Source organism: Posidoniimonas polymericola (assembly GCF_007859935.1).
In the GTDB taxonomy this organism is placed as follows: domain Bacteria; phylum Planctomycetota; class Planctomycetia; order Pirellulales; family Lacipirellulaceae; genus Posidoniimonas; species Posidoniimonas polymericola.
The window spans coordinates 326336-347801 of record NZ_SJPO01000004.1 but is presented as its reverse complement, the minus strand read 5'-3'; the positions used below and the strand labels follow the sequence as shown (position 1 = coordinate 347801).

Sequence of the window (21466 nt, the reverse complement as noted above, 5' to 3'; positions counted from 1 at the left end):
ACTACTTGTTCGCCCGAAACGAACCTATGTCATTTCGAAGTTGTCATATCAACAGATGATTCTTAGCTCACATCGCAAACGGAGTCCGCGATGCCCCGACCAACCTGCTACATGTGCGACGAGCCAGCGACGTCCCGGGAGCACGTTCCGCCTAAGTGCCTCTTTCCAGAGGTCAAGGACGTGGGTGCAGACTATCGACAGAATCTGCTGACCGTTCCCTCGTGTGATGAGCACAACAGCGGAAAATCGTCCGATGACGAATTCCTCATGGTCAGTCTTGCAGGAATCATCGGAAACAATTCGATCGGCTATTCACACAAGTTCTCCAAGGTCAACCGTGCTATCCACCGCAGTTCGTTTTCGCTACTCGACCGAGCGATGAAGAACCAAAGATGGTCCGTTGTCGAGTTCGGCCCGAACAAGTTCATCGACGTTGTCTGGGGAACACCTGATTACGATCGCTTTCTCCGATGTTTCGATCGCATCGCTCGTGGCGTTCACTTTGCGCAGTTTGGCCGGAAGTTTAGCGGCGAATCTCGGACGATCCTTGGTTACATTCCAAGTTGTTTACCAAATCCGGCTGAATTCCAGCGGCTCATCCGAGACAAAGTGGCAATCGAGCTGGAAGGCAAACCTCGAGTAGGTGGCAACCCTGATGTGTTCAACTTTCGGTTGACGGATCCGGATCCGTTGGGACTCTACCTTGCGCATTTGCAGTTCTACGGGGGCCTTGATGTGTACGTTGCACTAACACCTGATGGCTGCCAGATCCCTGACGATCTTACTATGATGCTAATCGAAGGCGGCATCGAAACGACGATCAAGCTCGGTGCAGAGGAGTACCGATTCAACGTCGACGAACCTGTCACCCGCAGACCGGGCTAACAAACGGATCTACGCGAGCCGAAATCGGCAGGATGGCGCGGCTTCGCGGTGGCACTGACCAGCTTGCTGGCAGAGCGAACCGGGCGCCATGGGCGTACTGCCGGACAAACCGGACGGTGTGTCTCCGGCGTCCCGGTGACGGCCCCAGTTGGGCAGACCGAGAAACGAACATGACGGTTGCTGAATCAATCGAAGCTCTGCGGGAACTGGCTAAGGCATGGCCGCACGAAGAATGCCCTTGGGAAGAACGACCCTCCTTTCGGCCTGCATCGACGGCTCAGGCGCTCCAAGAGTTCGAGGTTCTCGGCGGCTTGCTGCTTCCTGATGACCTGCGGGCATTCTTCTCCGAGGTGGACGCGATAGTCGCCATGTCCGTGCACAATGGATACTGGATCGGCGGCGTTGAGGAGCTGTCACAGAGCCTACGACGGGGCGACTTCCCAGCAGTAATCGGGGAAGCCCCCGCGATCCCGGTAGCGACAGACGGGGGAGGCAATGCCTTTCTGATGGATGCCACGGGGCGAGTCTGGCGCTGGTCCCAGGAAGATGGCTTACTAACACAGATCAGCGGGGATTTCGCTTCGTTCCTGGCTCGGGTTGTCGGTGACTTCCGTGCCTCTTACAGCGATACGCCAGGATGGAAATACCTCGTGTGACAGAAGGAGTGGCCCAACCGATGCATGCACTCGGACGCGAGGTACTGCGCCGCTTCGCTGTGCAGCGTTCCCGTCGGTGAAGCCGCAATTTTCAGTGACGAGGGCGACGCAATGGCCAAACCTTCACAGGGCCGATTCGACGGCGTGTACGGCATGCGGAAGTTCACCGCGGAAGAGCTGTTCGCGTTGGCCGACGAGTACGAGGCACGCATGACATCTCCGTCCAGCACGGATGATCCCAAATGGCTTCAACGCCGAGCGGATCGGATTCGCCGCGTGGCCATTGCCAAGCAGGCGGCATTGCAGCTCAAGGAGCGAGAGCGGCGGCCCAGGTAGCTGGACGCCATTGCCACGCTCGCGTGGCGATGCCTCGAACACGGGCCCATGCCCACGCAAGCGTGGAGCACGGCGCCCGGCTTCAGACAGAGTAGGAGTCTCCCCCGCATCATGATTCTTATCGAATCACTTGCGACTCTCGGCCCTTCGCGGAGACGTAGCCCAGCAACCACGCAACCCTTCCGTTTCTTACGAAGTAGACCGCGCGGTCTTCGAAGCTCAAGTTCTCGCCGAGGGCGCACAGGATCTCGCTCCCAGCCATCAGGTTCTCGGGCGTGAACACTTGCTTGGCTCTGCTAATCTCCTCGGTGACCGCGGCACTCAGAAGAGAAGCGTCGACAGGCGGGTATTCACCATTCGCGCTCCTCAGTGTTTCACGTATCTGGTGCAGTTCGTCTAAACGAAGCGGCACGTTGGCGTACTCCAGCATCTCGGGGTGCAGAAACGTCGCAAGCGCCCAAACGACGCCACCGTTCATGTACACCAGTCGCCGCGACTCAAGGTCCTCATGCCGTTGCAACTGGTGACTGATGGACGGCTCGAGGACGCTGTGACGCGCCTCGAGACTCGCTTGGCAAAAATCGACGTGACGATCCGCGGCGATGGACTGGACTGCCGTGGTCAACGTGACCGTGCCAGGAAGTTCGAACGTGGTGATCGCTTCACGTTTCTTGAAAGCGGCCGGAACCAGGTATCCGCCTTTGGTGTTACCGCTTCCGACATCGATGACCAGCGCGTCGCCAAGTCGATCCTGCTCCTGAATGCAGAGCCCGCAGATGCCTAGCCGAACCTCCTCCTCGACCGAGAGAACATCCACCGCATGCCTGGTGAACTCTGCGATTCCATCCTTTAATGCCTGCAGGTTTTCGGCCTTCGGCAACCCGCTGCTGACCACGATGAAGATCTGGTCATCCGGAACGTGGAGCGCTTCATGAAGGTGGTGGTAAAAGTCACCGACCGTTTGAATGGTGGCGCGGAGCGCACCGGGATGGAAGGACGCTCCTCCCAGGGCCGAAAGCGTGGTGTTCTCGTCCCCGGAAGCGACGATCGTAACGGGGTTCCTGAGGTCTCCCAGCTCGAGATCGATCGCCACCCATTTGACGCCCTTCGCGCCAATCTCGATTCCGCCGAAGCGTTGACCGTAGGCAGAACTGCAGCAGATGAGCAGAGCAACAAGCGACAATCGAACCATAGGTTCCCCAAACGAACAAGATTCCAACCTTGAATCAGTGCTGCGGCGCTGATGGCGACCGAGCATTAAGATTGGACCATTGTTTTGTGAAGTTTTCGTTAAGACGAATCTCGCGTGCCAAGAGCGGCTTCCTCGGCCGGGCGCCATTGCCACGCTTGCGAGGCAATGGCTTGAACGCCGACCCAGGCCCGTGCAAGCGAGGAGCATGGTGCCCACCATCGGACGTCGCCGAGCGGGCGGCCGCGGGCTTTCCGTCGAACTCTTTGCGAGGCTTTGGCGGCAGTTTGTTGCTGCAAGTCGGCGCCGCCCGCGGTCTAATGGGGGAGACCCCTACCTGTCCACCCTCGCTGGTGGTCGGCGGGGGTGCCGCTGCGCACTGGGGTCTTGGCTGGCGGTCGTTGGCGAGTTGTCCGGTCGGCGATCCATGCCGGACAAAACCCTGCGGGGGTTCTCGGAGCGAGGAGAAGTGACTGGCGACTGCGAAAGCACTTAGGGCCGATGGGGCCGTGCTGAGCGTGGGGTTTTGTACCCTTGGCTCGTTTTTTCGGACTTAACGGGTCGGACTAAACGGGTCGGACAGAACCCGTGGCTCAGCTGTCCGCTTCTGGTTGGGCGGCAGGGAGTGGCGGTGTGGCCGGCGGCGCGTGCGTGTGCTGCTCAAACCGGCAAGCCGCCCATGCTACGGCCAGGCCCAAGAGCAGCGCCGCGGAGAGCTTGAAGCGGTCGTGGTGGTGGAATTGAAGTTCCGGCAGCAGGTCGGACATCGAGATGCAGAGGAACATGCCCGCGCTGAACGCCAGGGCCGAGGCGGCGGCCGCGTTGGCCGCCTCGTGGCCGTCGACCGCGCCGAGGTAGAACAGCAGCGCGCCGGCGGGCACCGCCAGCGCGAACGCGGCGTTCGCCAGCGCCTGGGCGCCGCGGGAGCGGTTGCCGCGGGCCATCAGCATCGCGATGGTCATCGAGTCGAACGGCTTGTGCAGCAGGATCGCGACGAACACGCCGAGCCCGGCCCACGAGCGGTCGGACTGCTCGTGGAACACACTGGCCGCCAGCGCCACGCCGGCCAGCACGCTGTGCAGCGTCAGCCCGAACGCGGCGCCGCCCCACGACAGGTCGTGCGCGTGGTCGCTGTGCGCGTGGCTGTGCTCGTCGCAGGCGAGCGGGCCGAGGTGCTCGTGGGGGGATTCGTGCGTGTGGCTGTGGTCGTGCGAGTGCCCGTGGTCATGATCATGCGAGTGACAGTCGTGTCCCTCGCCTGGGAGGTCGTGGTGGTGGAAGCAGAAGAAGCGTTCGACAAAGAACATCGCCAGCCAGCCGGCCAGGGCCCACTGCAGCGGGCCGAGGAAGCGGTTGGGGCCGCTGCCGGTTTGGGCGGCCGTGTCGAGGGCGTGCGGCAGCAGGTGGAGCAGCGCTACGCCCAGCATGACGCCGGCGACCAGGCTGACGGCCACCTCCATCCAGCGGTGCGTCAGCCGCAGCCAGCCCGGCAGCATGCCCCCCAGCACCGAGGCGACCAGGATCGCCACGCAGTAGTACGCGAGCAGGACAATCGGCGGCATCGGTTTCGTGGGGGCGGGCGGGTCGGTTACGATAGGCAGAAACCCCCTATGCTAACCCGCCGGCCGGCGGTTCCCTATACCCAACAAACCAGGCGGTTGTGACTTGAAAGCAGTGGTGCAACGCGTGAGCTCGGCGGCGGTCGTGGTCAGCGGCGAGACCGTCGGCCAGATCGGCGCAGGCCTGATGGTGCTGCTGGGCGTCGGCCATCAGGACGACGCGGCGGCGGTCCGCTGGATGGCCGACAAGCTGGTTGGGCTGCGGGTCTTCGAGGACGACGACGGCAAGATGAACCGCTCGCTGCAGGACGTCGGCGGGCAGATGCTGGTGGTGAGCCAGTTCACGCTCTTGGGCGACTGCAAGAAGGGCCGCCGGCCGAGCTTCATCGACGCCGCGCCGCCGGAGCTGGCCGAGCGGCTCTACGACGACTTTGTCGCCGCGGTCCGCGAGCGGGGCGTGACGGTCGGCACGGGCCGGTTCCGCACGCACATGGAGGTCACCCTGACGAACGACGGCCCAGTGACACTGATTGTTGATTCCCCGTAGCGGCAGGCAGTCGCTGGGATAGGTTTTTGAATGGCCACGAAAAGGCACGAAACGACACAAGAGGAGAGCCCACAGACCCCGGCTTGTCCGCGAGCTTTCGAGCCTTATGGTGCCTTTTGGTGGCCATCGTCGGCGTTGGTGAACGATACGATTCTGCCTTTTGCAAACGGTGGTAGAATGGCTCCCTTGATTCTCGTAGAACGCGTCCGCTAACAACTATGGCAGAACTCCTGGCGATCGGCGGCGGCTCGAACCAGCAGGACCGCTTTGCGCTCGGCGAGGGCGAGGAGCTGACGCTCGGCCGCGCCCCGCGATCGGGCTACGCCGTGCCGTGGGACCGGTTGATCTCGCGCGAGCACGCCACGCTGCGACTGCACGAGGGGCGGCTGGAGGTCGCCGTGCTGCCGACCGCGCGGAACCCGGTGTTCTACCAGGGGATCCCCAGCAGCCGGTTCTGGATCGAGCCGGGCGACAAGTTTGCCATCGGCGACACCACGTTCTACTTTGAGGCCGCCGACCAGACCGACGACGGCGACCCCCTGGTGGCTGAGCACGTGCTGGGCGACGACCTGCTCACCTCCGAGCGGTTCAGCAACCCGGCGAGCTGCCTGCACGCGCTCTGTAAAATGCCCGAGCTGATCGCCCAGAGCCGCGACGACGCGCACCTGGCCGAGCAGGTGGTCGACCTGCTGCTCGACACGATCCGCGGCGCGTCGGCGTCGGCCGTGATGCAGTTCGACGACCGGCCGACCGACCGCGGAAGGGCCGGCCGCGATGGGCCCGATCGCGAAGGCTCCGCCCCGACCGCCGACGCAACCCTCATGCGGTGGGACTGCCGCGACGCGGCCGTCAGGCGGTTCCGCCCCAGCCGCCGGCTGATCGCCGCCGCCAGGAAGCGTCAGCAGAGCGTCGTGCACTTGTGGGCCGAGGACAGCCAGGTCGACGAAAACTTCACCATCAACAACGACCTCGACTGGGCGTTCTGCACGCCGATCCCGGTTGGGCCGGGCGAGTGGTGGTGCCTGTACGTCACGGGGCAGCGGCGGTTCGCCGGGCTGCGGGAGGTCGACTCGCCGCAGGACCTGATCGGCGAGCTGCGGACCGCGGAGCTGGTGGCGCGGTTCCTCGGCTCCGTGCGGCAGGTCCGCTCGCTGGAGCAGCAGCACCAACAGATGCGGCAGTTCTTCTCGCCGGCGGTGATCGAGCGGCTCGCCGACCGCTCGCTGGCCGACGCGCTCGAGCCCCGCAGCGGGCCGGTCAGCGTGCTGTTCTGCGACGTCCGGGGCTTCAGCCGCAAGGTCGAGGCCGCCGCCGACCTGCGCGCCCTGCTCGACCAGGTGAGCCACGCCCTGTCGGCCATGACCCGCGGCATCCTCAAGTACGAGGGGGTGATCGCCGACTTCCAGGGCGACGCGGCGCTGGGGTTCTGGGGCTGGCCCGACGACAACCCCGACGGCCCGCTGTTGGCTTGCCGAACGGCGATCGCCATCCACCGCGCGTTCGCCGACGCGCAGCGCGACGCGTCGAGCCCGCTGCACGGTTTCCGCGTCGGTATCGGCGTGGGCCACGGCGAAGCGATCGCCGGCCGCATCGGCGCCATGGAGCAGATCAAGGTCGGCGTGTTCGGCCCGGTGGTGAACCTCGCCTCACGGCTGCAGGACCTCACCAAGCAGGTCGGCGTGCCGATCCTGCTCGACCAGGCGACCGCCGACGCGGTCCGGCAGCGGCTCGACGGGTCCCAGCCGGAGGGGGCCGCATTGCGGCGCATCGGCCGCTTCCGCCCGCCGGGGGTCGAATCGGCCGTGGCGGTCTACACGCTCGATGCTTCGGATGCGTTGTCGCCGGACGAGTCGCAGGCGTACGACGCCGCAGTCGCCGCCATCGAGCAGGGCGACTGGGCCGCCGCGTCGGAGCTGCTGCAGGGCGCCCCGGCCGACGACCCGTGCTCGTGCTTCCTCCGCGACCTGCTCCGCGACGCGTCCGCCCCGCCCGACAGCTGGGACGGCGTGCTGTCGATCGAGCGTCAGGGCTCGGTCCGTTTCAAGACCACCTCGGCGCCGCGCCCCGGCTAACGCAGCGGCTTAGAACGGGCTTTGACCCGCGCCTTCCAGCCCCGCCAATGCTTGCGCCGCTGGTAGAGTCGGTCGGGGTGCTGCTCGAGGAACCTGCGGACCCACTTGGGGTCGCGGAAGTTTTGGCGGGCGCAGTGCCCGCGCAGCCGCTGGGCCTCGGCGGCTGCCTGTTCGAGCGTGGTGAAGGTGGCGCGTTCGTGCCAAGTGTGCCCGATCAGCCGCGACTCGGCCACCACCGCTGCTCGGTAGTTGTCCGGCTCGGTCGACAGGTGATTGACTTGCAGGTTGAACCTGATGTGGGTCGTCGTCCAATTTGTGCAGACGGTTCCAACAGGGAACGACCCGGCAATGTCTGGCGTCAGCGTGAAAGAGCAACGCTGCAGCCCCCGCCAGCCGAGTTGGGCGGCGAAGTGCTCGACGAGTCGATCGTGGTGGTCGAGGTAAGAGAGCTGACTAGGCATCGCGATAGGGACGGTGTTGATAGTACTTGGGATGGCGGTCGAGCCTGGCGTGCAGCCACGCGACGCCGCCGCCGGCGGTGCTGACCCACAGCGGGCGGGCGTCGAGGGCGCGGTGTACCTCGGCCCCGAGAACTCGCCAGAAGGCGTCGCATTGCGTGGGGGGAGCCGATCGGACAAACGAGGCGAGGTGGCCGTAGGCGGTCTCATGGGTTCGTGGCGACGGGACCACCAACGTGGAATCACCGCGGAGATTGGCAAACGCGACAACTCCCTCGTTGGCGTTGTCGGTCGTGAAGAACTCAGCGAAGCTTACTGAGTCAGTTGGCCGATCGATGAAGCTAGCGGCGCTCAGGAGCACAAACTCGAATTCGCGGCCCAACGTATTGATGGTAATTGGCGGAGTCTCCCAACGGAACGCGTCGAGAGGCGAGTCCGCCAGCACCCGGTTGAAATCGCTGCGAAAGGCGGCAGAGGTTCGCCACAACTCGATCACCCGCCCGTAATCTACCGGCGCTCCGCTGTCCAAGATTCGGCAGCGGAACTGGTCGGCAGCGAGTTCTTCAACTTCGTGAGTGATGCTCATGTCGTGGCGGACAAGCAAGACGATCGACTGGGACCGACCCAGTCTACCGCGGACCACGAAGTCGGGCGAGCAGGACACGCCTACCGTTGGTTCCAGCCACCCGGCTGCGCGTGCTGAGCGGCGGGCGGGTAGTTGTACTGCGGCGCGGGCTGCCCGTAGCCAGTCCCGTAGTCGCTCCCGTAGCCGCCACTGTTGGGGCGGAAGCCGCCCGGATTGGTCGGCTGCTGGATCGGGGCGAATCCCTGTGGGGGCTGCTGCTGCGGGTAGCTAGGTTGTTGGTAAGCCGGTTGCTGGTAATTGGGCTGCTGATAGGCCGGCTGCTGACCGCCCTGCGGCGGATAGCTTGGCTGGGGCAGGGCGGGCTGAGGCTGGGTTGGCTGTTGACGCTGGGTTGGCTGTTGAGGCTGGCCCCACCACGAGGGCGGCGTGGCTTGTGGTTGCTGCGGTGGCGGTTGGGGGGCGGCCCCGCCTTCGGTAAATCCGCGGACCCGCTCGCCGGTCGCCTCGGCAATGTCGGCCAGGCCGGGGTGGGTCTCGCGTAGCCGCGTCACCACCGACATGTCGCCGAAGACTAACATCGCGACCACAATCAGCTTGGCGTAGGTCGAGAAGTTGGCCCACGGGCTCTTGCCCCAGAATTTCACCGCGCTGCCGAACGACTTCTTGAACTTGGGGACGATGCCCCGCGTGTCGACGCTGTAGACCTCGTCGAGCACCAGGTGGCTCATTGTGCCGAGGAACACGGCGAACGCCTTGAAGTACTTGATGGTCAGGTCACTGGAGCCGGTGATCAGGAACGCCAGCCCGGCAAAGATCAGCGCCGCCGGAATGCTGTGCCACATGCCGCGGTGCACGGAGAACTCGCCGATTAACTTCGAGAGGCCAAACCGGATCCCGAAGTACAGCCCGGCCGCGATCAGCACCATCTGGTCGTGCTCAAGCTGGTACTGCTGGAAGCGGCTGACCAGCAGCATCGGCACGATCGCGGCGGCGAAGCCCATGGTCTCGCGGCGGGGGATGCCCGAGTCGCTGTCGACGTCCGGCAGCATGCCCGACAGGCCGCACAGGCCGCCGGCCACCAGCGAGGTATCCATGCCCATGCCGGCGGTCATGCCGGCGAACGCGTAGCCGCAGCCCAGCACACTGCTGAACGTGACGTGCGTCTTGAAGTCGGCCATGGCGGGCGGTCCGGTGCAGCGATCCGGTGGCAGGGATCCGAAAGAGCGGGCAAACCGGGGGAATGTAGGGGAATCGGCGGCCGGTCGGAAGGCGGATCGGTCCGCGGACGCTAGCAGTCGAAACCCGGGGCGCCGCTTGGGGTTAAGGTACACTAGGGGCTCTGGTCCGCGGGGCCGCCCGTTGTTCCTTATCGACTCGTCGGGAGTGCTGGTATGAGCCGCTCGAAACTGGTGGAGGTTGGTCCGCTCTGGGTGGGGCTCGTTCTGGCATTGTCGCTTGCGCCGTCGCAGGCAAGAGCGGGCGAGGCCGCCGACGACTTGTTTGCCCGGCTCGACGCCAACGGCGACCAGCTGCTCGACCCGGCCGAGGTGGCCAGCGAGCACCAGCGGCTGTTCGAGCGGCTGCTCCGCAAGGCCGACCAAAACGGCGATGGCAGGCTGACTGCTGCCGAGTTCGCCGCGGGGCTGACGCCGTCGACGCCCCCCAAGCCGATTGTCGACGAGCCGGCCGACTCGACCCCGGCGACCGACGCGCTGCGGCTCTTGCTGCTGAAGCTCGACACCGACCGCGACGCGATGCTCACCCGCGACGAGGCGCCCGCCGAGCTGCGCGAGGCGTTCGACCAGCTGGCCCGCGCCGCCGACGGCGACCAGAACGGTCAGATCGCCTACCGCGAGCTGGTGCAGGGGGGCCGCCGGGCGTCGCAGACAGCGGTGCGGATAGCCCGCCAAGAAGGCTGGGACGTCGAGCGGCAGCTCCGCCGCCTCGACGCCGAGCAGGGCGCCGCCGCCAAGCGGTTCAGCAGCCAGCCCAACCCCCGCGAGGCGCTGGCCAGCCCACGCCGCACACAAGAAATGTTCAAGCAACTCGACGCCAACCGCGACGGGCGGGTAGCCCTGGACGAGGTCCCCGAGCAGGCCCGCGATCGGGTCGAGCGGCTGCTCCGCGCTGCCGACCGCGACCGCAGCGGCGACGTCACCCTCGAGGAGTTTCAGCGGCAGGCGCAGCGGGCGGCGCGGTTCGCAGGGATGGCCGAAGGCGATTCGCCGCGGCTGAACGACCGCCCCGGCAATGAAGACCCCGACGCGATGCGGCGCGAGCGGGGCAGGATGCAGGCCGAGGGGGGCGGCGCGATGCAGCGGATGCTCCGTCAGCTCGACGCGAACAACGACCGCATGATCTCTCGGGAAGAGGCCGCCGGCGTCCTCGAGCGGCGGTTCGACCGGCTCGACGCCAACGGCAACGGTCAGCTCGACGCCGACGAGCTTGGCCGCACCGTCCAGCAGCTGCAACGACGCACCCAGATGAACGGGCGGCGGCCTGGGGGGCGTTCCGACGGGCAGCCGAATGGTCCCGCGCCGGCCGACGCGCAGCGGTAGCGTGTGGCGTCGGCGCCTCATCGCATGGCGGTAGGCCGCTTTCTAAGCCGGCGCGAACCTGTGTATTCGTCGGCCGCGGTCCGTTCTTGCCGGCCGTTAGGCTTCGTGCGGGTTTTTCTTTGAGGGGCTCGGATTCGTGGCGAAATCCGCCCCGAACCTGGCAACACTGGCGCCTGTCCTGCGTACAAGAATTAGACCCAGCCGGCTGCCCCGTCAGTCGTCGCCCCGCCCGCCTTCATCACGACTGGGCCGTGCTGGGTCTCGGAACCGCAGAAAGAGGACGCCATGACCGCCCAGCCCCTCCCCGAGAAGCAGGAACAGTTACTCATCGACCTCGAGCAGGAGTGGTTCCAGCCCATCCTGCTGCCGCTCGATTCGTACAGCGATTTCGCCAAAAGCCTCTCCGATCAGCTCGAAGAGTTCGAACGCCGCTTCCCGGCGCCCGAGCCACTGAGTCGCTGGGGCCGCTGAGTCGCTTTTTCCGTGGGCCATTGGGGTGGCACGCCCTGTCAGGGCGTGGTTGCGTCGGTGCCGGGTTCACCACGCCCTTTCAGGGCGTGCCACCCAGGCCGCGGCCGGTTTCTCCGCCCGATCCGCACGCCTACAATGGGGACTACCAAGTCCCCAATGTCGCGACCCGAATGTCGCAAATCGTGCTGCGGAGCCAGACAGGCGTATGAAGGTATTGTTGGCCAGCCCACGCGGGTTCTGCGCGGGCGTGAACATGGCGATCGAGTCGCTGGAGCTCGCCCTGGCGTCGTTCGGGGCGCCGATCTACGTCTACCACGAGATCGTCCACAACCGGTATGTGGTCTCGCACTTCAAGGACCGCGGCGTCACGTTCCTCGACGACATCGAAGACGCACCGGAGGGTTCCACGCTGCTGTTTTCGGCGCATGGGGTCTCGCCGCTTATTCGCGAGGCGGCCCGGCGGCGGAACCTGACCGCCATCGACGCCACCTGCCCGCTGGTCACCAAGGTCCACCTCGAGGCGATCAAGTACGCCAAGGCGGGCTACACCATCCTGCTGATCGGACACGAGGGGCACGACGAGGTGATCGGCACCATGGGCGAGGCGCCCGAGGCGACCCTGCTAGTCGAGAGCCCCGAGGACGTGGACCGGCTCAAGGTCGCCGACGAAAAGAAGGTCGCGTACCTCACGCAGACCACGCTCAGCGTCGACGACGCCAACCGCATCATCGACCGGCTGAAGCAACGCTTCCCGCACATCGCCGCGCCGCCCAAGTCTGACATCTGCTACGCCACCAGCAACCGGCAGGAGGCGGTCGCCAAGCTCGCCACGCAGGCCGACCTGACGCTGGTGCTCGGTAGCCAGAACAGCAGCAACAGCGCGCGGCTGGCCGAGCTCTCGACCGAGTGCGGCACGCCCGCCCACCTGATCGACGGCGCCGGCGACATCGACCCCGCCTGGCTCGAGGGCGTCGAGACCGTGCTGGTGACCGCCGGCGCCAGCGCGCCAGAAACGGTTGTCAATGAGTGCCTGGACCTGCTGCGTGACCGCTACAACGCCACGGTCGAGCCGCAGGTGATCCGCACCGAGAGCGTGTCGTTCCCGCTGCCCAGAGAACTCCGCGGCCACGCCGCCGAGACCGAGGTCACCAGCGTGCTGACCAGGTCGTAGAAAACTCCCTCCTCCTTCGGGGGAGGGCCGGGGTGGGGGCGCCCCGGATACTAGGTCAGCCTTCAAACCTATCGTTGTCCGGCGCATAACGGCGGGCTCAAGCCGGCCACCCTTGTACCGACTTCACCCCCACCCTAACCCTCCCCCTGAGGGGGAGGGGATTACTTATGGTCCACCAGCAAGAATTCACCATCGAGACCAACGGCCACGGCGACATGCGCGACCTCACCGAGCAGGTCGCCGGCATCGTCGCCGCGTCGGGCGTCACGACCGGGATGGCCCAGGTGTTTAATGTCGGCAGCACCGGCGTGATCGCCGCGATCGAGTTCGAGCCCGGCCTGGCCCGCGACCTGCCCGAGGTGCTTAACCGGCTGATCCCGCCGGGACGCGACTACGGTCACGAGCAGGCGTGGCACGACGGCAACGCCCACTCGCACCTGCAGGCGACCTGGATGGGGCACAGCTTCTCGTTCCCGGTCACCAAGGGCGCGCCGATGCTGGGGACCTGGCAGCAGATCGTCCACCTGGAGTGCGACGTGAAGCCGCGCCGCCGGCACATCGTCGTGACGGTGATGGGCGAGTAGCGGCCGGCCCGCGACCAACCCTTGGTCTGCTCGATCGGCCTCGGGAGGGGCGTAGCCAAGCGGTCGTCGGCGGGCTAGAACGGCGGCGTTCGACTCCCTCACCGCCAGGCTCCGTCATGCCCCCGCACGTCGCAACCATATTGCTGCTGATCTGCAGCAACATCTTCATGACCTTCGCCTGGTACGGGCACCTCCGTGGGATGACCGGCAAGCCGTGGATGCTGGTCGCGCTGGCAAGTTGGGGCGTGGCGCTGTTCGAGTACCTGCTGCAGGTGCCGGCGAACCGGATCGGCTACACGGTGATGGACGTCGGCAAGCTGAAGGTGCTGCAGGAGGTGATCGCGCTATCGGTGTTTGTGCCGTTTTCGGTGTTCTATCTGAGGCAGCGGCTCACACTCGACTACCTGTGGGCGTCGCTCTGCATTGCGGGCGCGGCCTACTTCATGTTCCGCCGACAGTAATCGCGGCAGCGTTGGCTGGATTTAGTGATCCGTCGGAGTGCAACGAAATACACCAAAGGGCGATCTGCCATGCGAGCGTTGTTGTTTTTCCTGTTACTCGTCATTCCTGCCAACGCCGAACCGCGGGCCCGCTGCCGGGAGCTGGGTATCGCGCCCGGCGACTACCCGCCCGGCAGGCACAACGCCATCACCGACGTCGCCGGGGTGACCGTCGGGCACTCTACGCTGATTGAAGGCGACAGCATCCGCACCGGGGCCACGGCCATCGTGCCGCACCAAGGCGACGTGTTCCGGCGCAAGCCGCCGGCCGCCATCGCGGTCGGGAACGGCTTTGGCAAGCTCGTTGGCTCCACTCAGGTAGACGAGCTCGGACAGCTCGAGACCCCGATCCTGCTGACCAACACGCTGAACGTGTGGGAGGCCGCCGCCACGCTGGTCGATCGGACTCTCGCGGCGCCGGGCAACGAGTCGGTCCGTTCGGTGAACCCGGTCGTCGGCGAGACCAACGACGGCTGGCTCAACGACATCCGCACGCGACCGCTCACTCAGAAACACTTCCGCGCGGCTCTCGATGACGCGTACGGCGGCCCGGTGGAGGAGGGCGCCGTGGGGGCGGGCGTCGGCACCACGACCATGGGCTTCAAAGGCGGCGTCGGAACCTCGTCGCGTGTGCTGCCCAACGAGGCAGGCGGGTTCACCCTAGGCGTGCTGGTGCAGACCAATTACGGCGGCCGGCTAACGATCGGGGGCGCCGTGATCGACCCGCCGAGGACGCAGGCCAACACCGGGGGGCCGCCGGTCGAGTACGGGTCGTGCATGATCGTGGTCGCCACCGACGCGCCGCTCTCGGCGCGGCAGCTCAAGCGTGTGGCCCGCCGCGCGCTGGTTGGGATGGCGCGGACCGGCGCCAACTTCTCCCACGGCAGCGGCGACTACGTGATCGCCTTCTCTACCGCCGAAACCAACCGCATCCCCTACGAGGGTGACGCCGTGACCCGCGCCGTTGTCGTGATCGACGAGGCCCGGCTGACGCCCCTGTTCGAGGCTGCCGCCGACGCCACCCAGGAGGCGATCTACAACGCCCTGCTGCAGGCCAAGACCGTGCGGGGCGTGAACGGCCACACCGCCGAGGCGTTGACCCCCGACGCGGTGCGGCGGGCAATCTCGCCGCCGCCAAACGGGTAGGGTGAACGAAACGAGCCCCACCGATCTGACTGGCCGGCGGGGCTCGTGAATTCTGCTGCGAGACGCCGCGCGACCCTACGCGCGACGACGCATGCCACCAACGCCGGCCAGCGTCAGGCACGCGAGCGACAGCGTGGTCGCCTCGGGGACCGACGCACTCGAGAGCGCCACCTGGCCCGCGCCGTAGTTGGCGGCCCAGGCGGTGTAGTCGCCGAGGTCGACCGTCCCAGAGCCGTCGCCGGCGCCGTTGAGCACCGACTCGTCGGCGCCGTCGTTGTCGCGCCACAGGGTGTAGTCGGCCGCGTCGACAACCGTGTCGCTGTTGAAGTCGCCCAGCAGGACGCTGACGGACGGCAGGTTCTCTAGACGCACCGCGTCGAGCGCCGCGAGGTCGAGCAGGTCGTCGTAGACGCGGACGTCGTCCTGCAGGCCGGCGATCGAGACATCGGCCGTCGGGGCCGCGGTCGTGTAGCCGATGGCGAAGTCGGCGGGGGTTTCGTTGAACAGGCCGCCTGGGTCGTTCGAGGTCGTGAGTGTGCTGCCGAGTTGCGTGACCGGGGTGTCCTCGCCGCCCCAGAAGAACTTCATGTTGTTCTCGGCGCTCGTGCCGTCGTAGCTCACCGCCAGGAAGGTCCACTCGCCACCCTGGCCCTCGACGTCGGCGTCGGCGAACGCGAATCCGAAGTCGTTCTGGCCGCCGATGAACATGCCCATCCGGAAATCGTCCGGCGAGGAGGTGGTGGCCTCACCATCGTTGGGCGGGTTGAGGTTCCAAGTAAAACCATCAAAGAAGCTGTTGCCCGCTTGCCGCGACATCAGCCGCACGTTGTTGCTGCCGCCCTGGTCGAGGCTGTTGTCGCCGGTCATCTTGATCCAGGTCGACAGGGTAAATTTCTCGAGCGAGTTCACCTTCAGGGGGTCGCCGCCGAGAACGTTGCTGTCGGACCCCGTAGCGCTGAGGTCGATCGAGCCACCAGGGCCCCCGCCGGGGGTGTCGGTCGAGCGGACGGCGCCGCTCCCCAAGGTCCCATTGGCAGTTGGGCTCACGGCGCCGGTGTCGAGGGCGTCGCCCGATTCCTCGTCGAACGCCCACTGCAGAACGAGGCTTTGGCCGAGGGTCGGCTGGGTAAGCCCCAACGAGAGGACGCAAACGCCGAGCAGAGGCAGTGTTCTAGCCATCGATAGTCGCATGGAATCAAACTCCTGGGGCCAGGCCTGAGTTGTAAGGTGTCTGCGGATTGCCGAGCGGGGGCCTCCCACTCAGTCTAGTCAGAAACCACGTGCCCGTAGTCTATGCGACCAGCAGAACTCTCCAAGTAGGCGGCAGGGCAAGGCCGGGGTGGGGTGGGCCGCAAAGGGCCTCGCAAAGCCGAATAATGAGCCACTAATGCGCGGCCTCAGCGGGGACAGCCGCCGCTGATTCCCACCAGTTGGCGATTGCCTGCAACGACCGCTCGGGGTGCGTTTGGACTAGTAAATGAGGGCCCGGCAGCGATTTCCGGCCAGCGGTTGGGATGGTCCGCTCGATGCCGACCGAGTTGTAGGGGAGGACAAACCAGTCGCCCCTCCCGTGAAGAGCGAGAGTCGGCAATCGAATTTGCGCAGAGCTTTCTCGCGAGTCCGTTTTGCTTAGCAGGCGGAACCGCGCGGCCACCAGTTCGGGCGAGATCGCCAGCACGATCCGCTTGGTGAGCGACCGCAGCTCGCTGCTCGCGGAGCGGTCGATCAGCAGCAGCCGCGACATGGCCCACGGCATCCGCAGCCGCAGCTGCGCGACGCCCGAGGTCAGCGGCGCGAGTGGCAGCCGCAGGAACGTGTTGACCAGCACCAGCCCGACCAAGTTCTCTGGCGGCGCGGCCGCGAACCGCGCGGCGAACGGCCCCGAGAACGACTCGGCCAGCAGCACGTAAGGACGGTCGGTCGGCGTCGTCTGGGCGATGGTCGCCAGGATGTCTTCGGCGGTCGCGTTGGGGTCGTCGGGGTAGTGGGTGGTCGACGAAGGGTGGTCGCCTAGCGCAAGAACGAACGGCGCGTACAGCTCGGGCGTGCCGTGCAGTCCAGGCAGCAGGTGGAGGTGGGGGAGCGGCATTGCTGAGAGCGAGTTCGTTGAGCTCGGGAGTCGTGTATCATAAGCCGTATGGGCGATTCTACGCGAAACTTCTTGCACTGCGTTTGCGGCGCCGCGATTCCATTCTCGGCAGGCGAGTGCGGGTCCGAGGTCGCGTGCCCTGCTTGTGGGACCGCCCGGGTAGCGCCGCCACTGTCTACACTCCGCGACCACCCCATCGACCGTTCGGAGGGGACCAAGCCCAGGGGGTTCTCGCTAGGAACGCTGCTCGCGTTTACCGCAGTGTGGGGGCTGACGTGCTACGGCGCGCTGGCGCCGCGACGATCGGCGAAGACGCCGGTCGTCTACGACCAGCCGATCGACCGCTCGTGGGAGAGCGGCGGCGTCGAGGTCGGCTACCAGATCGAAGGCGGCTTGCTGAAGATCCTGCTGACCGGCTCCTACCCTGACGCGGCGGAGGGACTACATCTCAAGTACAGCTACTGGCTGCAGCCCGATGGGGAGAAGGCGGTCTTTGTCCTGGGAGGACAACGCAAGCTGACGCAGGAGTTCAAGCACGCATCCGGCGGCTACGACTTCGGCGGCGGCCATCACCCAGAGCTGCTAGGACCGCCGGTGCGGGTGCTGGTCGACTACGAGATCTGGAACGGCGACGTCGGCAAGGGCACACTGCTCCACAAAGACTCGGTCTTCTCTAGCTCCTTCCGATTGCCCACTGGCGACGAGTTGTAGGGGTCGCCGCGTAGCGTGGAATCGCACCGTGCAGCGCGGCCTTTGGCCGCGATGTTGTTGTGGAAATGAGCCACCCGGCGCGGTCCAATAGTGGTTGCTCCAACGATTGCGTCCGGGGATTACGAGAGCAAGACCTGCTGGCGGCGGTTCGCTGCTGCGCGGTCGGGGGCCTGGCTGCGGCAGCTGCGTTTTGTCCCTGTTGAGGCCGACTAGCGACCAGCGACGGACAAAACCTGGCGGGGCGACCGCCGGTCGATTGAGATAGCGGCTGCAATGGCAGGGTGGAACGAGCCCGGGGGGAAATGACGCCCGGCGGTTTTGTCCCCTTCGCTCGATATTTTGGACAAAACGAGAACAGAAATCGCCCAACCTCGGCTCGACATCAACAACGGGGGAGCGCCCCGACGCCATCGCCTTCGCATCGACCGCTGCCGGGGAGTGACGGCCGATGCGAAGGCGACGACGACGGGGCTCGCGGGAGCGGTGCTACTTACATTTCTTGATTTTTTAGAAGTCCACGTGCCTATCTGGAGCCTTAATCCAGTCAAAACGACCACTGACTCCGGGAAGGTAGCGAACGACCAAATCAGAGTCTTCGCCAGAACCACCTGGCAGGCCGTCCTTACCAAGCGAAGTGATCTGAGCGTAGTTGCCCGCTTCAACTTTGTATTCGAATGGGCGGTCCCAAGAGTCCTCGATTCGAAAGATGCGGTTTTCGACCGGCGGCAGCGTCGAGAGCGCTTCGGGGAGCGACGAGTGCTTTGCGTAGTAGGCGTCTAGCGCGTGGCAGATGTTGTGCATCTCCCCACGCGTCGCCTCGGTAGGGGGAATCGTCGTGGTGACATAGGGCAGGATCACGGAGCACCCGCAGGCAAGTGCAACGCCGATTGCGAGAGCCAGTTTTGGTGCTCCGGGCTTCATGCCTATCACTCCTGCGATGACGATCCCAACGCCCTAGCTACTCGCGCTCCGATAACTCGCCAGCGCCCGCTGGAAAACCCAGCGGCTAAACCAGAGGGCGGCGACGGTCACCACCGCGCCGTACACGGCCAATTGGGCGTACTCGGGCGTCAGCGGCTTGGCCATCATCCGGGCCGGGACGTTGATGACGATCAGGATTGGCACCACGAAGGTGAACACCGTGCGGATGGGGTCGCCGAAGCGGCCCTGGTAGATTTCCATCGGGTAGCGGGAGAAGTTGGTGATGTAGAACCAGAAGTCGTACAGCGACTGGTTGCGGCCCAGCCAGATGCTGGTCGCCGCCAGGGTCATCATGATGCTGTACAGGATCAGCACGCCCGCCACGACATACGCCGGGTAGAGCAGGGCGGCCAGCCAGGAATCGGGCCGGCCCTCGAGCCGCGACAGCGAGTAGCCGAGCAGCAGCAGCGCCACGAAAAAGTTGCCCAGCGACGACCAGCTGATCCGCCGCAGCGACAGCATAAACTGCGCGTCGACCGGCTTGAGCAGCACGAAGTCGAGCCCGCCGGTGCGGACCAGCTCGCTCAGCTCCTGGGCGTTGGGCATGAAGAACGCCTGCACCAGGCTGTTGACGAACATCGTCGTGGCGATGAACACGAAGAACTCGTACTTGGTCCAGCCCTCAATCGTGGCTTGGCCCGAGGAGTTTTCGCCGAGCAGACCGTACACCAGTGCGTAGAAGCCCAAGTTCATGACCATCCAGGTCATGCTGCTGACCATCTCGATCAGGAAGTTCGACCGGAACGTCATGTCCCGGATCAGGCTGTTGCGGGCGAAGGTCCAGAGCAGGCGGGGGTAGAGGAGGATTGGGGATTGCGGAGTGCGGATTTCGGATTGGGGGTTCATCGATGGCCTCCTGCAACGCGGTACGGGCGCCACTGCTGGCACGTGCAGCAGTGCGCGCCTGGTACCGGGTTCGCACTGCTGGGCGAGCCAGCAGTGCCACCCCAGCTGCGGTCCCCAATCCGCAATCCGCAATCTGCAATCGGCATTCACCTACCCTCCGTACCCGCTGTACCGGCGGTAGCCGGCGTTCATCGCCCAGCGGGCGGCGAACATGAAGAACACCATCCAGCCCGCCTGCAGCGCCAGGCCCTGGAGCAGCTCCCAGCCCTGCACCTTGCCGAGCCACACCGCGGCCGGGAAGTAGGCGAGGAACTGCAGCGGCTGGATCATCACTAGGTTGGCGAGCCAGTCGGGAAGGAAGCCGTAGAGAAAGTCGAGCGGGAACATGTGCCCGGAGAAGAAGAAGTTGAACAGCATGTAGACAAACAGCAGCGAGCTGACCTCCAGGAACCAGAAGCCGAGCATGCCGATGGTCGCCTCGAGGAAGAACCCCAGCAGGAAGCCCATGAGCAGCGAAGCCACGAACGCCAGGATCTGCGTCGCCTCGGGCCAGGGGGGGAAGTAGTCGCCGCAGAGGAAGAACACCAGCGCAAACGGCCCGGTCGCCACGATGTAGTACACCAGCTTGTGGGCGATCCGCGCCAGCAGCAGGAACGACAGCAGGTCGATCGGCTGGATCATGAACTTCTTGATCTCGCCCTCGCGGATCTGACGGGCGATGCCCGACGCGAGGCCCGGCATGCTGCTGAACGCCCTGCCGACCATGGTCAGCAGGTAGTAGGCGATGACGTCCTCACGCGAGTAGCCCTGGATCCGGCCGCTCGAAGCCGAGGCGAACACGGCGGTCCACAGGAAGATCTGCGTGACGATCGGCAGGAACCGCATCAGCGTGCCGAGGATGAAATCGCCCCGGTAGACCAGGCGCTCCTCTAGGCAGATCCGCAGGATCGTCCACCAGGTTGTTGCGCGGGCCAGCATGCAGGAAGGGGGAGCAGGGGAGTGAGGTAAGCTTCGATCTTCGTTGATTCGGGCGGGGGCCGCAAGCTGGCTGCTCTTGGCGCTGCGGCCAGGGCGGCGAGAATGTGGGCTCGTTCACCGTACGAGAAACCTATCAAGCAGCGGAGCGGCAGCGTGGCGAGCAACCCAGACGGACCGGTTTTGTTGATCATGGCGGCCGGCGCCGCGCGGCGGTACGGCGGCCTGAAGCAGCTGGCGCCGGTCGGCCCCGGCGGCGAGGCGATCATGGAGTACTCCATCCACGACGCCCTGGCCGGCGGCTTCGGCAAGGTTGTTCTAGTCGTCCGCCGCGAGTTTGAGCAGCAGTTCCGCGACAAGTTTGTTGACCGGGCTTCCGCAGCCGCGCCGATCGACTTCGCCTATCAGGAGCTAGAGAGCTCGGTCCCCGAACGCCACTTGCCGGTCGACCGCCCCAAGCCGTGGGGCACCGGCCACGCGGTGCTGTGCGCCAAGGACCTGATCGACCGCCCATTCGCGGTGATCAACGCCGACGACTTCTACGGCCCGACTGCGCTGGCCAAGATGGGCGGCTTCCTGACCGGCGTGAGTAATACGCAACCGATGACCGGCGCGATGATCGGCTACCAGCTCCGCAACACGCTGTCGGACCACGGCACGGTGAGCCGCGGCGTGTGTGAGGTGAACCCCGACGGCACACTGGCCACCATCGTCGAGCGGCACAGCATCGCCCGCGCCGGCGACGACGCAGTCATGGAGGCCCTCGAAGGGCAGGCGGTGACCCTCTCTGGCGACGCGATCGTGTCGATGAACCTGTGGGGCTACCCGGCAGCCGTGTTTGGCGAGCTAGAGGAACGCTTCCACGCGTTCCTCGATAGCCCCCGCGGCGAGACCCAAGAGTACGAGATCCCGACCGTCACCCGCCAGATGATGGACGACCACCTGATGTCGGTCCGCGTGTTCGAGACCGACGAGCTGTGGTGCGGCATGACCTACCAAGAGGACCTGCCGATTGCCCAGGAGCGGATCGCCAAGCTGGTCGAGGGAGGTGAGTACCCGAGCACGCTCTGGGGGGCGTAGCCACACCAGGTTCATGAAGCGTCGCGGCTCCGCCGCGTTTGTTCGCAGCAGAGCTGCGGCGCTTAA

At 65.7% G+C, this 21466-nt stretch carries 23 protein-coding genes; 13 read left to right on the top strand and 10 right to left on the bottom strand.

Features of this window, described 5'->3' with window-relative positions:
* Window positions 1-90: 90 nt before the first annotated feature.
* The 3 genes from Pla123a_RS10530 (at window position 91) to Pla123a_RS10520 (ending at window position 1877) form a co-directional block, all read left to right on the top strand.
* On the top strand, window positions 91-885 hold the full coding sequence (locus Pla123a_RS10530; protein WP_146586641.1) for a hypothetical protein: 795 nt from the start codon (window positions 91-93) through the stop codon (window positions 883-885).
* Between the two features lie 170 nt (window positions 886-1055).
* Complete coding sequence (locus Pla123a_RS10525; protein WP_197527854.1) at window positions 1056-1541, top strand: SMI1/KNR4 family protein; 486 nt, start codon at window positions 1056-1058, stop codon at window positions 1539-1541.
* 111 nt (window positions 1542-1652) lie between these two features.
* Window positions 1653-1877 carry a hypothetical protein gene (locus tag Pla123a_RS10520; RefSeq protein WP_146586638.1) on the top strand — a complete coding sequence of 75 codons (225 nt, stop codon included), beginning with the start codon at window positions 1653-1655 and terminating at the stop codon, window positions 1875-1877.
* Between the two features lie 118 nt (window positions 1878-1995).
* Here the strand turns inward: Pla123a_RS10520 and Pla123a_RS10515 are convergent, their stop codons facing one another.
* Together Pla123a_RS10515 and Pla123a_RS10510 are read right to left on the bottom strand one after the other, a co-directional pair.
* The gene (locus Pla123a_RS10515; protein ID WP_231956385.1) at window positions 1996-3060 is read right to left on the bottom strand and encodes a hypothetical protein; all 1065 of its coding nucleotides are present in this window, start codon (window positions 3058-3060) and stop codon (window positions 1996-1998) included.
* Window positions 3061-3659: 599 nt separating this feature from the next.
* Window positions 3660-4628: a ZIP family metal transporter gene (locus Pla123a_RS10510; protein WP_146586634.1), complete on the bottom strand. Its 969-nt coding sequence runs from the start codon at window positions 4626-4628 to the stop codon at window positions 3660-3662.
* A gap of 112 nt (window positions 4629-4740) precedes the next feature.
* On the opposite strand from Pla123a_RS10510, the gene dtd reads away from it, so the two are divergent.
* Complete coding sequence (gene dtd, locus Pla123a_RS10505) at window positions 4741-5172, top strand: D-aminoacyl-tRNA deacylase (RefSeq protein WP_315852878.1); 432 nt, start codon at window positions 4741-4743, stop codon at window positions 5170-5172.
* Between the two features lie 218 nt (window positions 5173-5390).
* The gene (locus tag Pla123a_RS10500; RefSeq protein WP_146586631.1) at window positions 5391-7244 is read left to right on the top strand and encodes an adenylate/guanylate cyclase domain-containing protein; all 1854 of its coding nucleotides are present in this window, start codon (window positions 5391-5393) and stop codon (window positions 7242-7244) included.
* Here Pla123a_RS10500 and Pla123a_RS10495 read toward each other — a convergent pair.
* The 3 genes from Pla123a_RS10495 to Pla123a_RS25160 all read right to left on the bottom strand — a co-directional run bounded on the left by Pla123a_RS10495 (window position 7241) and on the right by Pla123a_RS25160 (window position 9466).
* The gene (locus tag Pla123a_RS10495; protein ID WP_146586629.1) at window positions 7241-7705 is read right to left on the bottom strand and encodes a hypothetical protein; all 465 of its coding nucleotides are present in this window, start codon (window positions 7703-7705) and stop codon (window positions 7241-7243) included. The two genes, Pla123a_RS10500 and Pla123a_RS10495, sit on opposite strands and share 4 nt — an antisense overlap.
* Complete coding sequence (locus Pla123a_RS10490; RefSeq protein WP_146586627.1) at window positions 7698-8288, bottom strand: DUF6940 family protein; 591 nt, start codon at window positions 8286-8288, stop codon at window positions 7698-7700. The genes Pla123a_RS10495 and Pla123a_RS10490 overlap by 8 nt, the downstream gene beginning before the upstream one ends.
* A gap of 80 nt (window positions 8289-8368) precedes the next feature.
* Window positions 8369-9466: a metal-dependent hydrolase gene (locus Pla123a_RS25160; RefSeq protein WP_146586625.1), complete on the bottom strand. Its 1098-nt coding sequence runs from the start codon at window positions 9464-9466 to the stop codon at window positions 8369-8371.
* Between the two features lie 213 nt (window positions 9467-9679).
* Here Pla123a_RS25160 and Pla123a_RS10480 point away from each other — a divergent pair, with 213 nt between their 5' ends.
* The 6 genes from Pla123a_RS10480 (at window position 9680) to Pla123a_RS10455 (ending at window position 14718) form a co-directional block, all read left to right on the top strand.
* The gene (locus tag Pla123a_RS10480; RefSeq protein ID WP_146586623.1) at window positions 9680-10846 is read left to right on the top strand and encodes a hypothetical protein; all 1167 of its coding nucleotides are present in this window, start codon (window positions 9680-9682) and stop codon (window positions 10844-10846) included.
* Between the two features lie 285 nt (window positions 10847-11131).
* The gene (locus Pla123a_RS10475) at window positions 11132-11317 is read left to right on the top strand and encodes a hypothetical protein (RefSeq protein WP_146586621.1); all 186 of its coding nucleotides are present in this window, start codon (window positions 11132-11134) and stop codon (window positions 11315-11317) included.
* 205 nt (window positions 11318-11522) lie between these two features.
* On the top strand, window positions 11523-12488 hold the full coding sequence (gene ispH / locus Pla123a_RS10470) for a 4-hydroxy-3-methylbut-2-enyl diphosphate reductase (protein WP_146586619.1): 966 nt from the start codon (window positions 11523-11525) through the stop codon (window positions 12486-12488).
* 167 nt (window positions 12489-12655) lie between these two features.
* A complete protein-coding gene (locus Pla123a_RS10465; protein ID WP_146586617.1) occupies window positions 12656-13072 on the top strand; it encodes a secondary thiamine-phosphate synthase enzyme YjbQ in 417 nt (138 codons plus the stop codon).
* Between the two features lie 116 nt (window positions 13073-13188).
* A complete protein-coding gene (locus tag Pla123a_RS10460) occupies window positions 13189-13533 on the top strand; it encodes a DMT family protein (protein WP_146586615.1) in 345 nt (114 codons plus the stop codon).
* Window positions 13534-13602: 69 nt separating this feature from the next.
* The gene (locus tag Pla123a_RS10455; RefSeq protein WP_146586613.1) at window positions 13603-14718 is read left to right on the top strand and encodes a DmpA family aminopeptidase; all 1116 of its coding nucleotides are present in this window, start codon (window positions 13603-13605) and stop codon (window positions 14716-14718) included.
* 75 nt (window positions 14719-14793) lie between these two features.
* Here Pla123a_RS10455 and Pla123a_RS10450 read toward each other — a convergent pair whose 3' ends face one another.
* Window positions 14794-15909 (bottom strand): LamG domain-containing protein, encoded by a 1116-nt coding sequence (locus tag Pla123a_RS10450; protein WP_146586610.1) that lies wholly within the window; start codon window positions 15907-15909, stop codon window positions 14794-14796.
* Window positions 15910-16102: 193 nt separating this feature from the next.
* On the bottom strand, window positions 16103-16807 hold the full coding sequence (locus Pla123a_RS10445; RefSeq protein WP_146586608.1) for an alpha/beta fold hydrolase: 705 nt from the start codon (window positions 16805-16807) through the stop codon (window positions 16103-16105).
* A gap of 48 nt (window positions 16808-16855) precedes the next feature.
* On the opposite strand from Pla123a_RS10445, the gene Pla123a_RS10440 reads away from it, so the two are divergent.
* Complete coding sequence (locus Pla123a_RS10440) at window positions 16856-17518, top strand: hypothetical protein (RefSeq protein WP_146586606.1); 663 nt, start codon at window positions 16856-16858, stop codon at window positions 17516-17518.
* Between the two features lie 507 nt (window positions 17519-18025).
* Here the strand turns inward: Pla123a_RS10440 and Pla123a_RS10435 are convergent.
* The 3 genes from Pla123a_RS10435 to Pla123a_RS10425 all read right to left on the bottom strand — a co-directional run bounded on the left by Pla123a_RS10435 (window position 18026) and on the right by Pla123a_RS10425 (window position 20323).
* Window positions 18026-18439 carry a type II secretion system protein GspG gene (locus Pla123a_RS10435; protein ID WP_146586604.1) on the bottom strand — a complete coding sequence of 138 codons (414 nt, stop codon included), beginning with the start codon at window positions 18437-18439 and terminating at the stop codon, window positions 18026-18028.
* A gap of 33 nt (window positions 18440-18472) precedes the next feature.
* The gene (locus Pla123a_RS10430) at window positions 18473-19345 is read right to left on the bottom strand and encodes an ABC transporter permease (RefSeq protein WP_146586602.1); all 873 of its coding nucleotides are present in this window, start codon (window positions 19343-19345) and stop codon (window positions 18473-18475) included.
* Window positions 19346-19495: 150 nt separating this feature from the next.
* On the bottom strand, window positions 19496-20323 hold the full coding sequence (locus tag Pla123a_RS10425) for an ABC transporter permease (protein WP_146586600.1): 828 nt from the start codon (window positions 20321-20323) through the stop codon (window positions 19496-19498).
* 102 nt (window positions 20324-20425) lie between these two features.
* Between Pla123a_RS10425 and Pla123a_RS10420 the strand changes: the two genes are divergently transcribed.
* Window positions 20426-21400, top strand: a complete 975-nt coding sequence (locus Pla123a_RS10420) for an NTP transferase domain-containing protein (protein WP_146586598.1) — start codon at window positions 20426-20428, stop codon at window positions 21398-21400.
* Window positions 21401-21466: the final 66 nt, after the last annotated feature.

What these genes read in the sequence shown, in the direction of transcription:
- Pla123a_RS10480 (WP_146586623.1), top strand. Translation starts at nt 9,680, where the DNA reads ATGAGCCGCTCGAAACTGGTGGAGGTTGGTCCGCTCTGGGTGGGGCTC.
- Pla123a_RS10460 (WP_146586615.1), top strand. Translation starts at nt 13,189, where the DNA reads ATGCCCCCGCACGTCGCAACCATATTGCTGCTGATCTGCAGCAACATC.
- Pla123a_RS10425 (WP_146586600.1), bottom strand. Translation starts at nt 20,323, where the DNA reads ATGCTGGCCCGCGCAACAACCTGGTGGACGATCCTGCGGATCTGCCTA.
- Pla123a_RS10490 (WP_146586627.1), bottom strand. Translation starts at nt 8,288, where the DNA reads ATGAGCATCACTCACGAAGTTGAAGAACTCGCTGCCGACCAGTTCCGC.
- Pla123a_RS10500 (WP_146586631.1), top strand. Translation starts at nt 5,391, where the DNA reads ATGGCAGAACTCCTGGCGATCGGCGGCGGCTCGAACCAGCAGGACCGC.
- Pla123a_RS25160 (WP_146586625.1), bottom strand. Translation starts at nt 9,466, where the DNA reads ATGGCCGACTTCAAGACGCACGTCACGTTCAGCAGTGTGCTGGGCTGC.
- Pla123a_RS10495 (WP_146586629.1), bottom strand. Translation starts at nt 7,705, where the DNA reads ATGCCTAGTCAGCTCTCTTACCTCGACCACCACGATCGACTCGTCGAG.
- Pla123a_RS10525 (WP_197527854.1), top strand. Translation starts at nt 1,056, where the DNA reads ATGACGGTTGCTGAATCAATCGAAGCTCTGCGGGAACTGGCTAAGGCA.
- Pla123a_RS10440 (WP_146586606.1), top strand. Translation starts at nt 16,856, where the DNA reads ATGGGCGATTCTACGCGAAACTTCTTGCACTGCGTTTGCGGCGCCGCG.
- Pla123a_RS10520 (WP_146586638.1), top strand. Translation starts at nt 1,653, where the DNA reads ATGGCCAAACCTTCACAGGGCCGATTCGACGGCGTGTACGGCATGCGG.
- Pla123a_RS10445 (WP_146586608.1), bottom strand. Translation starts at nt 16,807, where the DNA reads ATGCCGCTCCCCCACCTCCACCTGCTGCCTGGACTGCACGGCACGCCC.
- Pla123a_RS10435 (WP_146586604.1), bottom strand. Translation starts at nt 18,439, where the DNA reads ATGAAGCCCGGAGCACCAAAACTGGCTCTCGCAATCGGCGTTGCACTT.
- Pla123a_RS10430 (WP_146586602.1), bottom strand. Translation starts at nt 19,345, where the DNA reads ATGAACCCCCAATCCGAAATCCGCACTCCGCAATCCCCAATCCTCCTC.
- Pla123a_RS10475 (WP_146586621.1), top strand. Translation starts at nt 11,132, where the DNA reads ATGACCGCCCAGCCCCTCCCCGAGAAGCAGGAACAGTTACTCATCGAC.
- ispH (WP_146586619.1), top strand. Translation starts at nt 11,523, where the DNA reads ATGAAGGTATTGTTGGCCAGCCCACGCGGGTTCTGCGCGGGCGTGAAC.
- Pla123a_RS10530 (WP_146586641.1), top strand. Translation starts at nt 91, where the DNA reads ATGCCCCGACCAACCTGCTACATGTGCGACGAGCCAGCGACGTCCCGG.
- Pla123a_RS10510 (WP_146586634.1), bottom strand. Translation starts at nt 4,628, where the DNA reads ATGCCGCCGATTGTCCTGCTCGCGTACTACTGCGTGGCGATCCTGGTC.
- Pla123a_RS10420 (WP_146586598.1), top strand. Translation starts at nt 20,426, where the DNA reads ATGTGGGCTCGTTCACCGTACGAGAAACCTATCAAGCAGCGGAGCGGC.
- Pla123a_RS10465 (WP_146586617.1), top strand. Translation starts at nt 12,656, where the DNA reads ATGGTCCACCAGCAAGAATTCACCATCGAGACCAACGGCCACGGCGAC.
- Pla123a_RS10455 (WP_146586613.1), top strand. Translation starts at nt 13,603, where the DNA reads ATGCGAGCGTTGTTGTTTTTCCTGTTACTCGTCATTCCTGCCAACGCC.
- Pla123a_RS10450 (WP_146586610.1), bottom strand. Translation starts at nt 15,909, where the DNA reads ATGCGACTATCGATGGCTAGAACACTGCCTCTGCTCGGCGTTTGCGTC.